Genomic DNA, 13496 nt, shown 5'->3' with positions numbered 1-13496 from the left:
TGCGGCGTCGGCAGGTATAATCGCGCCATGAACGTACCGCACTCCTCCCCTGCCTCCGAACCGGCTGCCGCCCCGTCCCATCGCCCCATCCAGGCGCTGCCCGATCAGCTGATCTCGCAGATTGCCGCCGGCGAGGTGATCGAACGTCCCTCTGCGGTCGTCAAGGAATTGCTGGAGAACGCGCTCGATGCCGGCTCCACGCAGATTACCGTGCGCCTGGAGCAAGGCGGTGTCAAACGCATCGCCATCACCGACAACGGACGCGGCATACCACCGGAGCAATTACCGCTGGCACTGGCGCGCCACGCAACCTCCAAGATCGCTTCACTGACTGATCTGGAGAACGTCTCCACGCTCGGCTTCCGTGGCGAGGCGCTGGCCTCGATCGCCTCGGTCGCCCAACTGACCGTGACCAGCCGCACTGCCGATGCCCCCCATGCGTGGGAAATCACCGGCTCCCAGTTTGGTACCGTGGCCCCGGCGTCAGGCGCACAGGGCACCACCATCGATGTGCAGGATCTGTATTTCAACACCCCGGCGCGACGCAAATTCCTCAAGTCCGAGCAGACCGAATACGGCCATTGCGCCGAGGTCGTGCGGCGCATTGCGCTGGCGCGTCCGGATGTGAGTTTTTCACTGTCGCACAACGGCAAGACAGTCGATCACTGGAACGTCGGTGAATTCGCCAAACGTAGTGCCCACATCCTTGGCGACGAATTCGCCAATGCCCGCCTGCCGCTCGACGAAAGCGCCGGCCCCTTGCGCCTGCATGGTTTCGTCGGTCTGCCGACGGCCTCGAAGGCGCGCGCCGATGGTCAATATTTCTACGTCAATGGCCGCTTCGTGCGTGACAAGCTGCTCACCCACGCCGTGCGCGCGGCTTATCAGGATGTGCTGCATGGCGACCGTTATCCGGCCTATGCACTCTCGCTCACGCTGGACCCGGCGCTGGTGGATGTGAACGTGCACCCCTCCAAGATCGAAGTGCGCTTTCGCGACAGCCGCGCGGTGCACCAGTTCGTCTTTCATGCGGTCGCGCGCGCGTTGGCGCAGACCTCGGCAGTCTCCTTCGGCAATCTGCCGCAACAGCAGCCGGACAGTAGCGACGGCAGCGCCGCGCCCGCGAGCGGACCGAATGCCCCGCTGCCCTGGATGCGCGAACAGAAACAGCAGAGCTTCTCCGCCCAGTTCGCCGAACAGCCGCGCCCCTTCTCCTTTGCCGGCAACGGTGCGCAGGGGAGCGGCGGCTTTGGCGTGCGCCAGGATCGCGCCGCTTACGGCAACATGTTCCGCAGCGAGCCTGCTGCCCAGGGCGGCGACGGCAGCGCTTTCCAGACCGCTGCAGAGCCCGCTGCACCGCTGCCCGAGGGCGACTTCCCGCTCGGTTTCGCGCTGGCGCAACTGCATGGCATCTACGTGCTGGCGCAGAACCGGGCCGGTCTGGTGGTGGTCGACATGCACGCGGCGCATGAACGCATCCTCTACGAACAACTGAAGACGGCGCTGGATGGCAACGAGATGTTCGTGCAGCCCTTGCTGATCCCTGTCACCTTTTATGCGGACCCGGTGGAAGTCGGCACGGTGGAAGAACACCATGAGACGCTGTCGGCCCTGGGCTTCGACATCGCAGTGATGTCACCGACGACACTGGCCGTGCGTGCCGTCCCGGCGCTGCTGAAGAATGCCGATGCCCAGACCCTGGCGCGCGATGTGCTGCGCGATGTCCGTGAATATGGCGGCTCGCGTGTCCTGCTGGAACGTCGCAACGAACTGCTCGGCACCTTGGCCTGCCACACGGCGGTGCGCGCCAATCGCAGCCTGACGTTGCCGGAGATGAATGCGCTGCTGCGCCAGATGGAGGCCACCGAGCGTTCCGACCAGTGCAACCATGGCCGTCCCACCTGGACGCAGATGGGCCTGTCGGATCTGGACAAGCTCTTCCTGCGTGGCCAGTAAGGACGGTGCGATGACCCAGCGCCTCCCACTGGCCGTGGCCATCATGGGCCCCACCGCGTCCGGCAAGACGGCGGCCGCGCTGGAGATTGCCCGGCACCTGCCCTGCGAAATCATTTCCGTCGATTCGGCCCTGGTCTATCGCGAGATGGACATCGGCACCGCCAAGCCCAGCCCGGAAGAACTGGCTGCCGTGCCGCACCACCTCATCGACATCCTCGACCCCACCGAGGCTTACTCGGCCATGCAGTTCCGCCAGGATGCGCTGCGCCTGACGCAGGAGATTGCCGGGCGCGGCAAGCTGCCCTTGCTGGTGGGTGGCACGATGCTGTATTTCAAGGTATTGCGGGATGGTCTGGATGAGCTGCCGCAGGCTGATCCTGTGCTGCGTGCGCAACTGGATGAAGAAGCGGCGCGCATCGGCATGCCGGCCATGCACGCGCGCCTGGCCACGCTGGACCCGGTGACGGCCGCGCGTCTGAAGCCCACCGACAGCCAGCGCATTCAGCGCGCGCTGGAGATCAGCTTGCTGACGGGGCAGCCGATGTCGTCGTTGCTGTCGCAGAAGCCACCTGAGCCCTTGCCTTTCGCGCTATTGCCGCTGGCGTTGGAGCCTGCTGATCGTGCGGTGCTGCATGAGCGGATTGCACTGCGCTTTGACCTGATGCTGCGCGGTGGCGCATTGGAGCGCGAAGTCGCCGCCCTGCGCGCGCGCGGCGACCTGCGCCTGGGCCTGCCCTCGATGCGTTGCGTGGGATACCGGCAGATGTGGGAATACCTGGATGGCAGCATCGATGCGGCCGAGCTGCGCGAGAAGGGCATTGCGGCCACGCGCCAACTGGCCAAGCGTCAGTTGACCTGGCTGCGTTCCATGCCAGAGCGCATCAGCATCGACTGCAACCGGCCACACGCCACGGCCGAGGTACTGGCGCGAGTGCAACAGGCGGTGGCGGAACATCACGGCGGATGAACTGCTGCGGCTGTGGATAAAAATAATCAGGAAATACGGAAAAAGTATTGACAGACAGCGACGAGACCTCTATAGTCTCGGGCTTGCCTCCTGGTGATATAGCTCAGCTGGTTAGAGCACAGCACTCATAATGCTGGGGTCGGTGGTTCAAGTCCACCTATCACCACCAGATACCCGTCGCTGCATGTGCAATCATGCGTATGCGGCGCCGTCCGAAAAACCCGCCTCTTCGAAAGAAGGGCGGGTTTTTTGTTTTGTCTTCAACACCCATTTCTTCACCTACCGTTCTATTCAAAAATAGGAATCTCTCCCCCTAAAGCCCTAAAACTCGAATATTCTCGAGAAAAACGGGAAAACACGAGGGAAGAATTGAATTTTTTCTGGGTCAATATCGGTAAATCGCACAAAGAGGCGATTGAAGGGCATTTTCTCTGGGCGCCGCTGCATAGCGAGAAACCTAAGGCCAGCGGTGGAGTACGCACGACTTACTTTAGCCACTGGAATTCGGTCGCTACCGTGCGCGCTGGGGACATCATCTTTTGCAATGTAGATCGCAAGATTGCGTATATCGCTGTCGCAAAATTAAACGCCTACGAGGCCGCTCCACCGACCACCCGGATCTTCAATGAATGGGATCCGAATGGGCGACGCGTCGATGTTGATTTTTTCGAGCTCGAACCACCCGTCAGTATCGAAGGCTACATTCTCGATTCGTTTAAAGAGCGGTATAACGAACGTTGCACGCCGCGTGTTGTGACAAAGACTGGAAGCATATTCCAGGGATACATGGCATCGCTCCCAATGGATGCAGGGATCGATTTGTTACGCTTAGCAGGAGATCAGGAAGAAGCCATCGCCACAACCTCGCTCAACCTAAGTGCACCGATGGTCACGCCCAAAAGAGTCTCTTCCTCAACCACCAAACAAGCTTTGCGAGAAGCCCGTATCGGCCAAGGCCGCTTCCGGAGAGACTTACTCAATTTTTGGCAGCGCTGCCCGATCACCGGCATTACAAATCCTGATCTGCTGATCGCGAGCCATGCCAAACCATGGGCTATTTCTTCGGATGAAGAAAAGCTCGATCCTTATAACGGCTTCCTCTTTGCCGTTCATATCGATCGACTTTTCGATAAGGGTTTAATCAGTTTTAATCAAGACGGGAAAATTCTGATCAGCAAACACCTCTCCGAGCGCGATGCGCGTGTATTGAATATTCATCGCGAAATCGCTCTTCCAATCCAGCAAAATCATAAGAAGTATCTTGAAGCCCATAGGAACATTTTTGGTCTAAGCGAATGACGTAAGAGAATTAAGGCCGCCCCTGAGCACCATCCTCACTCACCCAACCCACCCGCCTCCATCACATCCCAACAAGCCCCCATGGTGTGATAGTCCACCTTCCCAGCCGGCGACTTGGTGTCTTCCAGCTTGCTGCCATCGGCCGCCAGGATGCGGAACCAGGCACCATGATGATGATCGACTAGGTGCGCCCAGCTCCACGCCCAGATGGCCTGATACTGCTGGAGGAAACGTGCTTCACCGGTCACGCGCCATAGCCGCCACGCGCTGGCGAAGGACTCGGCCTGGACCCAGAAATATTTATCCGTGTCATAGGGACGCAGGTCCGGATCGAAGCCGTAGATCAAGCCACCGTGGAGCGCATCCCAGCCGTGCTGCCACGCTGCATCCTGCAATTGCACGGCACGCGTCACATAGGCCGGACGCGGCTGCTGTGCATGGGCGATCAGCAGCAGCTTGGCCCACTCGGTCTGGTGCCCGGTCTGGAAACCCCAGGGCTTGAAAATGTTCTCGCGGTTACCCCGGTTGTAGTCATGATCCAGGGACCAATCCTGCCGGTAATGCTCCCACACCAGATCCTGCGATTGCCGCGCCAGACCGAAAACGAAGCGTTCGATCAGCAATTGCGCGCGCTCCAGATAGAGAGCTCGTCCGGTGGCGACGTGGGCAGCCAGGCAGGCTTCGCACATGTGCATGTTGGCATTCTGACCGCGATAGGCGATCAGTTCACCGGCGGCTGTGATTTCATCTGCATACGCCTGATGCGCCGGCTCGAAGAAGGCACTCTCCATGCGCTCATACGCCAGCGCTACCTGCTGCGCATCGCATAAACCAATGCGATGCGCATGCGCCATCGCCAGCAGCACGAAAGCCTGACCATAAGCCATCACGGTGCCGTCTTCGATCTGCCCGTCACGCAAGGTCCACGCATACAGACCGGCCAGCGGCCCCGCTACATGACGGAAGCGCTCCAGGTGCGCCAGTGCATGGCGCGCCTGCTCCAGGTAGCGCGGCTGCGCCGTATGCAGGTAGGCCATCGATTGCGTGAAGACCAGGCGCGTCGCACTGACCAGATGACGATGACTGCGCTCATAGACGCTGCCATCGTCCTTCAGGTAATGAAAAAATCCACCCTCGGGATCGATGGCATGACGATCATAGAAGGCCAGCGTATCGGCCACGTGCGCCTGCAGAAAGGCGCGGCTTTCGACATCGGGAAGAGGCATGGGGACTCCGGGGTGAGAAGAGCGTGTCATTGGGTCGCATCCTTCTGGCGCCATTTGTCGAGGATCACGGCCAGTACGATCACCGCCCCCTTGGCCACGTATTGCCAGAACGAGGACAGACCGAGAATGGTAAGGCCGTTGTTCATCACGCCGATGATGAGCGCCCCCACCACCGTGCCCCAGATCGTGCCCACGCCACCCATGAGGCTGGTGCCGCCCAGCACCACGGCGGCAATCGCATCGAGTTCATAGCCGCTGCCCCAGTTACCGTTGGCGCCATACAGGCGGCTGGCCGACATGGCCCCCGCCAGGCCGGAGAACAGGCCGCTGATCGAGTACACGAACAGCAGCACCAGCCCCACGCGGATACCTGTCAGGCGCGCCGCCTGCAGGTTGCCGCCGATGGCGTAGATGTGCATGCCCAGCACCGTCTTGCGCAGGATCACCCAAGACAGCAGCACCACTGCCACGGCCATCCAGATCAGCCAGGGCACGTGCAGGAAGTCGCCATTGCCGATCCATTCAAAACTGGGAATGTCATTGTTCAGGACCGTGGTGCCATCGGCCAGCAGGTAGGCCGCACCGCGAAAGGCCGTCATCGTGCCCAGCGTCACCACGAAGGCATTGATGTTGAGGAAGGCCACCATGCCACCATTGATCATCCCCATCAGCAGACCCGAGACGATGAACATGGGAATCGACCAGCCCGGTGCCGCGCTCAGCGATACCTGCATGCCCAGTACCGCCGACACTGCCAGGACCGAGCCGACCGACAGATCAATGCCGGCCGTGAGGATGACGAAGGTCATGCCGGCCGCCAGCACCAGATTGATGGCGACCTGGCGCAGGATGTTCATGGTGTTTTCCGCGCTGGCGAAGTTGGAGCTGCCGTCGCCGCTCAGATAAACCGTCAGGGCATAGAACAACAGGTATAGCACCACCAGCACCGGCAGCATGCCCAGCCGATGCAGCAGCCATTGCGAAACAGTGGAAGAGACGCGCGTGGGAGCGCCGTTGTTATGTACAGGAGCAGAATGAGCCATGACTAGGAGGAATGAGAAGAGGAAGAAGACGGCAAGCCCGCACGCGGCATGCCGGACGCCGGTTCGCCTTGGCCATGCGCAGCAGGCATGCCACCGGCATCCGTGGCCAGGTGCATGATGGCTTCCTGGGTGATGGCCGCACCGGCCAGTTCGCCGCTGAGGCGGCCCTCACGCATGACCAGCACGCGATCACAGATGCCGATGACTTCCGGCAGCTCGCTGGAGATGACCACCACCGCCACGCCCTGTTCGGCCAGCTTGTGGACCAGTTGATAGATCTCGCTCTTGGCATAGATATCCACCCCCCGCGTGGGTTCGTCCAGGATCAGGACCTTGGGCGCAATCTCCAGCCAGCGCGCCAGCAAGACCTTCTGCTGGTTGCCCCCGGAAAGCTTGCCCACGGTCACCTCGGGATGCGCGACCTTGACATTGAGGCGAGCGATGGCATCGCGCGCCACGCCCGCCAGCGCACGGCTGCGCAGCAGTCCCATCGTGCTGTGACGCGCGGCCACGTTCATGGTGGCGTTGGCGCCTACAGCCATCTGCAGAAACAGGCCCTGGCCCTTGCGGTCTTCCGGCACATAGGCGATACCGGCCCGCATCGCCGCACGCGGCCCGTCGATCCGCAGCCCCCGTCCTTCCAGCAGGACATGACCGCCACTGCGGGCATCGGCACCGAAGAGCAGGCGCGCCAGCTCGGTACGTCCGGCACCGACCAGTCCGGCAAAGCCCAGCACCTCGCCGGCCCGCACCGAGAAGCTGGCGGGCCTGACCTTGCCACCGGCCAGGTCCTGCACCTGCAAGACCACCGGCAGCGCCGCCGCGCGTTCCGGGGGCATGCGCCGGTGCTGATAGAACTCGCCCAGCGAGCGGCCCACCATCATCTGCACGATGCGCTCGGAATCGATCTGCTCGCGCGCCAGTTCGCCTACGAAACTGCCGTCGCGCAGCACCGTCACACGGTCGGCCAGGGCGTAGACCTCGGCCATGCGATGGCTGATGTAGATGATGGCCAGGCCTTCGTCACGCAGCCGCCGTACCACGCCGAAGAGATGTTCGGTCTCGCGTTCGGAGAGCGCAGCCGTCGGCTCATCCATGATGACGATGCGGCTGCGATGCACCAGGGCGCGGGCGATCTCGACCTGCTGCTGTTCGGCGATGGAGAGTCGTCCGGCCTGGTCGGAGGCACGGAAGGCCGCGCCCAGTTGCCTGAGGACGGTATCGGTGCGCTGGCGCATGGCGGCGTGGTCGATCAGGCCCCAGCGGCTGCGCAGCTCGCTGCCCATGAAGACATTGGCGGCCACGCTGATGTTGGGCGCCACCGCCAGTTCCTGGTAGATCAGGTTGATGCCGGCGGCGCGGCTGGCACCGGGGTCGCGCAGCGACACCGGTTTGCCGTCCAGCAGGATCTGTCCGCCGTCCGGTGCATGCACGCCTGAGAGCACTTTCATGAGGGTGCTCTTGCCGGCGCCGTTCTCGCCCATGAGCGCATGGATCTCGCCGGGGCGAATGGTGAGCTGCATATCCGACAGCGCGCGCGTGGCCCCGAAGGACTTGCTGATGCCGGTCATCTGCAAAATGGGAGTGGAAGTCATGGCATTCGAAGAAAGCTGCCGCCTGGTGGCAGGAACGTCCCGAAACAGGGGCGTGTCCCGGCCGCAGGGACGGCGGATCCGGCTCGCCTGCCTGCGCGGCAAGCCGGTGCAGCGGCGGCCTCAGTTGGCCGGGACCCAGCCCTTGTAGTCGGCCACGTTGTCACGCGTGATCAGCTTGACGGGCAGCAGCTTGACGGCCTTCTCCGGGGTGTGGCCATTCATGACCTGATAGCCGATGGCCACGCTCTCGGCGGCCATGCCATAGGGGTCCTGCGCTGGCGATGCAGCAAAGAGCGACTTGCTGTCCTTGAGCGCGCGCTCGGCATCGGGCGCACCATCCACGCCGGTGATGAGCTTGATGTCGCTGCGCTTGGCCTGGCGGATGGCCAGTTCGGCACCGATGGCGGTGGGATCGTTGATGGCGAAGACACCATCGATCTTGCCGTGGGCTGCCAGCAGGTTGGACATGGTGGTCATGCCGCCATCGCGACTGCCGCCGGCATTCTGGTTGTCGGAGAGGATCTTGATGCCGGGCGACTTCTTGAACTCGGCCTTGCAGCCGGTGACGCGATCCATCACCGCCGATACCGGCGGCCCATTGACGATGACCACGTTGCCCTTGCCCTGCAGCTTGTCGACGATGAACTTGCAGGACTCGGCACCGGCCATGGTGTTGTCCGACATGACGGTCACGTCCGCGCCCTCTGCGGCCACGTCCACCGCCACCACGACGATGCCGGCTTTCTTCGCCTTCTTCACGGCCGGGCCGATGCCCTTGGAATCGGCCGCGTTGAGCACGATCATGTCGACCTTGTTGGCGATGAAGTTCTCGATCTGCCCCACCTGGGTGTTGAGGTCGTACTTGGAGGAGACCACGGTGACCTTGGCGGCCGGATTGATCTTGTGCGCGCCGCTCTCGGCCCCCTTGGCAATGGCCACGAAGAAGGGATTGGCGAGGTCGCCGAGGGTGACGCCAACGGATTTCAGGGGCTTGTCCGCTGCCTGCGACGGTATTGTGACGGCAGCCAGCCAGACAGTGGCGCAGGCAATGGCGAGGGTTTTCTTGATCATGCTTGTCTCCGTTCTTGTTGGAAGTGCGAGGGGGATGGCCGGGCCCGTTGCGGCCCCATTTCTTCTTGCTGCTTGCTGCTTGCATGTGCGCCGGGCAGCTCAGTCCCGGCGGAAAATCTGGTCTGCGCGAGTCCGCGTGGTCTCGATCAGCGCTGCATTGACTTCGTCGCTGTTCATGACCCAGGCCGCGGCTTGGTCGGCAGTGCGACCGAATTGCACGTGGCGGGCGATCAGGCGCTGCCGGCGCAGTGCCGGGTCAATATCGACGTACCACACCTCATCGAGCAAAGGCCGCACGTGCGCCCAGTGACCGCGGTCGAGCAGCAGATAATTGCCTTCGGTGATGATGAGCCGTGTCCCGGGGGCAATGGCGATGCTGCCGGCGATGGCTTCCTCGATCTCGCGCAAGAATTGCGGGGCGTAGATGACTTCATCGGCACCCTGCTGCCGCAAACGTGACAGCAGCCAGACATAGCCCGCACTGTCGAAGGTATCTTCCGCGCCCTTGCGTGAGGCGCGGCCCAGCCGTGCCAGCTCGGCATTGGCCAGGTGGTAGCCATCCATGGGCAAGATCACGGCCTGCCTCAGGCCCTGGTTATGAACATGCGCCAGCAGCGCCTGGGCCAGGGTGGACTTGCCGCTGCCGGGTGGGCCGGCAATGCCGAGTATGGTGCGCTGGCCACGGGCCAGCAGCGCCGCAAGCCGGTCGCTGAAGACTGCCGGAATCATGGTCGACTCATTCCTTTTTCTAAAGACCGCACCGAAGGCAGTCCGTACGCGCCAGGCGTATTACTTATTGAAATACAGCACAACAGCAAGGCCTTCTGCCGTGCTTGCCTCTCCCGTTGTCCAGGCTGCTGGCGGCTGTCGTGCCAGCCGGATGGCAGCATCAGAAAATTTCGGAAAGCCGATAAACTAAGCGATTCTTTCTCTCAAATCTCAGCGCTCCTGAATATTCATACGTAATTTCTAATTATTGCTAGTTCCGCGTCGTCAAGGCGATGAAATTTTCCTCGAATATTTTCAATATCGATCTGCTTATGAGTAAGTCAGAGACATGAAAAAAGGACGCTACCGGAGGGGGAGCGTCCTTGCTTGTTTCCTTAATGCGCCGGGCGGCGCAAGGAAGATTGCCGAACCCTTTCAGGCCATGGCCAGCGCTGCCGCGTCGGCCACGACGGTAGCATAGCGGTCGGCCAGCTCGGTCAGCGCCACGCGCTGCACCTCGGCTGCTTGCACCGGTGCACCGCCCAGCGGATCCGGCAGGTCGCGGGTGGCGCAGGCGGCAGCCACCACGGTCGAGGCATAGCCGTGGTCCAGCGCCGAACGTACGGTGGCGCTTACGCACATGTGGGTAGCGAATCCGGCCACGATCAGGGACTTGCGCCCGGTCTTGCCAAGGGCCGCATCCAGGGTGGTCCCGGCGAAGGCATTGGGCAGGCCCTTGGGCAGGACCAGCTCGTCACCCTGCGGCCCCACGCCATCGATGATGGCCACATGCGGCCCTTGCGGATCGAACATGGCTCCGCCCGGCTTGCCATGGTGGACGACGTGGATCACCGGTGCACCGGCGGCACGAGCCTGGCGCAACAGCTCGGCGATCTGGCCGACGGCAGCATCGATGCCGGCCAGGGGCGCACGCCCGGTGGTGTATTCGGTCTGATGGTCAATGATGAGCAGGACGGCCTCTTGCCAGGTGGCGGCACGCGCGCTGCCACCGGCAATCTGGATCAGGGTCTGAGGTGTGGACATGGCAGTTCCTTGTGAAAAAAAGTTCGAGAAAATTGAAAAAAACGCAGCAGCTGTTCGGAAATGCACAGGGACGGATCATCTTAGTCCGATAAAATTCGCACTGCCATTCACCGAAATCGCCACCCACCTGTGAAAAAATTAACAGCCTCCTCGAAGAACGTGCGCGTACCTGCGCACCAGACCGTGCATGCAGCCCTGGATGCCGACTGGGAGAGCCTGCGCAGTTTCGCCGCCTTCATCGAGGCCGGCAGCCTCTCCGGTGCGGCGCGTGTGCTGGGCGTCACGCATGCCACCATCGGCCGTCGTCTGCAGCAACTGGAAGACGCCCTGCAAGCCCCGCTGTTCCTGCGTCGCGCCGAGGATGTGGAACTGACGCGCCTGGGCGAGAGTGTCCTCACTGCCGCGCGCGCCATGCAGGAACAGACGCGCCAGCTGGCGCGCACTCTGGCAGGCGAGGACCTGCGCCTGGAAGGCAAGCTGCGCCTGGCCTGCACCGATGCCATCGGCACGATGTTCCTGGCCCCGCGCCTGCCGCAGCTGTTGCAGCAATGGCCGGCGCTGGATGTGGAACTGGCCATGGGGCACCAGACCCTGAGCCTGGCCCGGCGTGAGGCCGACCTGGCATTGCGCTTCGGCAAGCCGCAGGATGGCGAGCTGATCGCCAGGCCACTGGGTGCGGTGCGCTTCTACCTCTGTGGCACGGCCGAGAAGATTGCGCACTGGCGGCGCGCCCCCAGGTCGACGCCCTTCGTGGCCTATGACGATGGCGTGCCCGACATTCCGGAGACGCACTGGATCGCCGCCCATGCGGCCGGCAACCCGGTACGTTTTCGCAGCACCAGCCTGGTGGCGCAGTGCATGGCGGCGCGCGCCGGGGTCGGGATGGCCCTGCTGCCGAGCTATCTGCTGGCCCCGGAGCTGCAGACTGTGGAGTCCACGCCACAGCTGCAGCGCGAGCTGTGGGCGGTGTTCCATCGCGATCTGAAAGCCCTGCCGCGACTACGGGCGGTGCTGGCCTGGCTGCAAGACTGCTGCGCGCAACTGTGATATCTGCCTTGCAGACAAGCCCGGCGCGCCCTCGCGGGCGCTGGCCGCGACGCTCGGTGCTATAATCGCGAACCTCCGGGGATGGGCTCCTCCACCGCTGCAGCAACCGATTCCAGCGGCCCGCCGCCCTCCTCCTCGCCGGCGCGCGCATGTTCCATGCGTCCTTCCTGCGCTCTTGCCCTGATAACGATTTATGCAGAAAAAAGTATTCATCAAAACCTTCGGCTGCCAGATGAACGAGTACGACTCGGACAAGATGGCCGACGTGCTCCATGTCGCCGAAGGCCTCGTCAAGACCGACCGTCCGGAAGAGGCCGACGTGATCCTGCTCAACACCTGCTCCATTCGCGAGAAGGCGCAGGAGAAGGTGTTCTCCGACCTGGGCCGCCTGCGCGCGCTGAAGAAGGACAATCCTGATCTGTTGATCGGCGTGGGCGGCTGCGTGGCCTCGCAGGAGGGCGACGCCATCATCAAGCGCGCGCCCTTCGTGGACATGGTGTTCGGCCCGCAGACCCTGCATCGCCTGCCGCAGATGATTTCCGAGCGGCGCTACAGCGGCCGCCCGCAGGTGGACATCAGCTTCCCCGAGATCGAGAAGTTCGACCACCTGCCGCCGGCGCGGGTGGAAGGTGCCACCGCTTACGTCTCCATCATGGAAGGCTGCAGCAAGTATTGCAGCTACTGCGTAGTGCCCTATACGCGCGGCGAGGAAGTCTCGCGCCGCTTCGAGGATGTGCTGACAGAAGTGGCCGGACTGGCCGACCAGGGCGTCAAGGAAATCATGCTGCTGGGCCAGAACGTCAACGCCTATCGCGGCGTGATGGAAGATGGCGAGATCGCCGACTTCGCTCTGCTCATCGAATACATCGCCGAGCTGCCGGGCATCGAGCGCATCCGCTTCGTGACCAGTCATCCCAAGGAATTCTCGCAACGCCTGATCGACACCTACGCCAAGGTGCCCAAGCTGTGCAATCACCTCTACCTGCCGGCGCAGCATGGCTCGGACCGCACGCTGGCCGCGATGAAGCGCGGCTATACGGCGCTGGAGTACAAGTCGGTGATCCGCCGCATGCGCAAGGTGCGCCCGGATATCACGGTGCAGTCGGACTTCATCGTCGGTTTCCCCGGCGAGACCGAGGAAGATTTTGAAGCGCTCATGAAACTGGTGGCCGATGTGGGCTTCGACAACAGCTTCTCCTTCATCTTCAGCCCGCGTCCCGGTACACCTGCGGCCAACCTGGCCGACGACACCCCGCAGGAGGTCAAGCTGGCGCGCCTGCAACGCCTGCAGGCCGCGCTCAATGACAACGCGGCAAAGATCAGTACGGCGCAGGTCGGCACGGTGCAAAAGGTGCTGGTGGAAGGCGTTTCCAAGCGCCGCGAGCATGAACTGCAAGGCCGTACCGAGAGCAATCGCGTGGTCAACTTCGACGGTGGCCCGAACGGTCAGCGCCTGATCGGCGAGATCATCGAGGTCCGCGTTACCGAAGCCTTCCCTTTCTCGCTGCGTGGCGAGATCGTGCCCCGTCATTGATGATTC

Annotated in this window: 11 protein-coding genes and 1 tRNA gene; 6 read left to right on the top strand and 6 right to left on the bottom strand. The window is 62.7% G+C overall.

Going from position 1 to position 13496, the window contains the following annotated elements; genetic code table 11:
- Nucleotides 1-27 precede the first annotated feature (27 nt).
- The 4 genes from mutL (at nt 28) to ACODSZ_RS09070 (ending at nt 4222) form a co-directional block, all read left to right on the top strand.
- Complete coding sequence (gene mutL / locus ACODSZ_RS09085; RefSeq protein ID WP_488927430.1) at nt 28-1956, top strand: DNA mismatch repair endonuclease MutL; 1929 nt, start codon at nt 28-30, stop codon at nt 1954-1956.
- Between the two features lie 10 nt (nt 1957-1966).
- Nucleotides 1967-2923, top strand: coding sequence for a tRNA (adenosine(37)-N6)-dimethylallyltransferase MiaA (gene miaA, locus ACODSZ_RS09080; RefSeq protein WP_488927429.1), 957 nt, complete (start codon nt 1967-1969; stop codon nt 2921-2923).
- A gap of 92 nt (nt 2924-3015) precedes the next feature.
- Nucleotides 3016-3092 (top strand) — tRNA-Met (locus ACODSZ_RS09075).
- A gap of 200 nt (nt 3093-3292) precedes the next feature.
- Nucleotides 3293-4222 carry an HNH endonuclease gene (locus tag ACODSZ_RS09070; protein WP_488927428.1) on the top strand — a complete coding sequence of 310 codons (930 nt, stop codon included), beginning with the start codon at nt 3293-3295 and terminating at the stop codon, nt 4220-4222.
- A 35-nt stretch (nt 4223-4257) separates the two neighbouring features.
- Here ACODSZ_RS09070 and ACODSZ_RS09065 read toward each other — a convergent pair whose 3' ends face one another.
- The 6 genes from ACODSZ_RS09065 to ACODSZ_RS09040 all read right to left on the bottom strand — a co-directional run bounded on the left by ACODSZ_RS09065 (nt 4258) and on the right by ACODSZ_RS09040 (nt 10909).
- Nucleotides 4258-5448 (bottom strand): AGE family epimerase/isomerase, encoded by a 1191-nt coding sequence (locus ACODSZ_RS09065; protein WP_488927427.1) that lies wholly within the window; start codon nt 5446-5448, stop codon nt 4258-4260.
- Nucleotides 5449-5474: 26 nt separating this feature from the next.
- Nucleotides 5475-6491, bottom strand: coding sequence for an ABC transporter permease subunit (locus ACODSZ_RS09060; RefSeq protein WP_034349684.1), 1017 nt, complete (start codon nt 6489-6491; stop codon nt 5475-5477).
- Nucleotides 6492-6493: 2 nt separating this feature from the next.
- On the bottom strand, nt 6494-8086 hold the full coding sequence (locus tag ACODSZ_RS09055; protein ID WP_488927426.1) for a sugar ABC transporter ATP-binding protein: 1593 nt from the start codon (nt 8084-8086) through the stop codon (nt 6494-6496).
- A gap of 120 nt (nt 8087-8206) precedes the next feature.
- The gene (locus ACODSZ_RS09050) at nt 8207-9157 is read right to left on the bottom strand and encodes an ABC transporter substrate-binding protein (RefSeq protein WP_175342672.1); all 951 of its coding nucleotides are present in this window, start codon (nt 9155-9157) and stop codon (nt 8207-8209) included.
- A gap of 99 nt (nt 9158-9256) precedes the next feature.
- A complete protein-coding gene (locus tag ACODSZ_RS09045; RefSeq protein ID WP_488927425.1) occupies nt 9257-9886 on the bottom strand; it encodes a nucleoside/nucleotide kinase family protein in 630 nt (209 codons plus the stop codon).
- 414 nt (nt 9887-10300) lie between these two features.
- Nucleotides 10301-10909, bottom strand: a complete 609-nt coding sequence (locus ACODSZ_RS09040; RefSeq protein ID WP_488927424.1) for a cysteine hydrolase family protein — start codon at nt 10907-10909, stop codon at nt 10301-10303.
- A gap of 195 nt (nt 10910-11104) precedes the next feature.
- On the opposite strand from ACODSZ_RS09040, the gene ACODSZ_RS09035 reads away from it, so the two are divergent.
- A complete protein-coding gene (locus ACODSZ_RS09035) occupies nt 11105-11956 on the top strand; it encodes a LysR family transcriptional regulator (RefSeq protein ID WP_157174179.1) in 852 nt (283 codons plus the stop codon).
- A gap of 193 nt (nt 11957-12149) precedes the next feature.
- The gene (miaB, locus tag ACODSZ_RS09030; RefSeq protein ID WP_488927423.1) at nt 12150-13490 is read left to right on the top strand and encodes a tRNA (N6-isopentenyl adenosine(37)-C2)-methylthiotransferase MiaB; all 1341 of its coding nucleotides are present in this window, start codon (nt 12150-12152) and stop codon (nt 13488-13490) included.
- The last annotated feature ends 6 nt before the right edge of the window (nt 13491-13496 follow it).

The organism is Herbaspirillum sp. FG34, from assembly GCF_057809315.1.
Note: the sequence above shows the minus strand (reverse complement) of the source record. Positions and strands in the feature narration are given on the sequence as shown.

Bases quoted from the DNA above. Each gene is read 5' to 3' on its own strand.
- mutL (WP_488927430.1), top strand. From the start codon at position 28: ATGAACGTACCGCACTCCTCCCCTGCCTCCGAACCGGCTGCCGCCCCG.
- miaA (WP_488927429.1), top strand. From the start codon at position 1,967: ATGACCCAGCGCCTCCCACTGGCCGTGGCCATCATGGGCCCCACCGCG.
- ACODSZ_RS09065 (WP_488927427.1), bottom strand. From the start codon at position 5,448: ATGCCTCTTCCCGATGTCGAAAGCCGCGCCTTTCTGCAGGCGCACGTG.
- ACODSZ_RS09060 (WP_034349684.1), bottom strand. From the start codon at position 6,491: ATGGCTCATTCTGCTCCTGTACATAACAACGGCGCTCCCACGCGCGTC.
- ACODSZ_RS09055 (WP_488927426.1), bottom strand. From the start codon at position 8,086: ATGACTTCCACTCCCATTTTGCAGATGACCGGCATCAGCAAGTCCTTC.
- ACODSZ_RS09050 (WP_175342672.1), bottom strand. From the start codon at position 9,157: ATGATCAAGAAAACCCTCGCCATTGCCTGCGCCACTGTCTGGCTGGCT.
- ACODSZ_RS09045 (WP_488927425.1), bottom strand. From the start codon at position 9,886: ATGATTCCGGCAGTCTTCAGCGACCGGCTTGCGGCGCTGCTGGCCCGT.
- ACODSZ_RS09040 (WP_488927424.1), bottom strand. From the start codon at position 10,909: ATGTCCACACCTCAGACCCTGATCCAGATTGCCGGTGGCAGCGCGCGT.
- miaB (WP_488927423.1), top strand. From the start codon at position 12,150: ATGCAGAAAAAAGTATTCATCAAAACCTTCGGCTGCCAGATGAACGAG.